This window comes from Streptomyces botrytidirepellens (genome assembly GCF_003721215.1).
GTDB lineage: Bacteria > Actinomycetota > Actinomycetes > Streptomycetales > Streptomycetaceae > Streptomyces > Streptomyces himastatinicus.
In genome coordinates this window covers 1-520 of the sequence record NZ_RIBZ01000336.1, presented here as the reverse complement: position 1 = coordinate 520, position 520 = coordinate 1, and the positions used below count along the sequence as shown (strand labels likewise).

The following is a 520-nucleotide window of genomic DNA, read 5'->3' as shown; positions in this document are numbered from 1 at the left end:
GGTGCGTAACGGCAAAAGCACTGCCGGACATCAGCGCTATCTCTGCTCTCACTGCCGTAAAACATGGCAACTGCAGTTCACTTACACCGCTTCTCAACCCGGTACGCACCAGAAAATCATTGATATGGCCATGAATGGCGTTGGATGCCGGGCAACCGCCCGCATTATGGGCGTTGGCCTCAACACGATTTTCCGCCATTTAAAAAACTCAGGCCGCAGTCGGTAACCTCGCGCATACAGCCGGGCAGTGACGTCATCGTCTGCGCGGAAATGGACGAACAGTGGGGATACGTCGGGGCTAAATCGCGCCAGCGCTGGCTGTTTTACGCGTATGACAGGCTCCGGAAGACGGTTGTTGCGCACGTATTCGGTGAACGCACTATGGCGACGCTGGGGCGTCTTATGAGCCTGCTGTCACCCTTTGACGTGGTGATATGGATGACGGATGGCTGGCCGCTGTATGAATCCCGCCTGAAGGGAAAGCTGCACGTAATCAGCAAGCGATATACGCAGCGAATTG

General features: G+C 55.8%; 1 pseudogene. It reads left to right on the top strand.

The features are described from left to right. Position 1: 1 nt before the first annotated feature. Positions 2-520 (top strand): annotated as a pseudogene (locus EEJ42_RS30860) (IS1-like element IS1B family transposase); the annotation flags it as partial.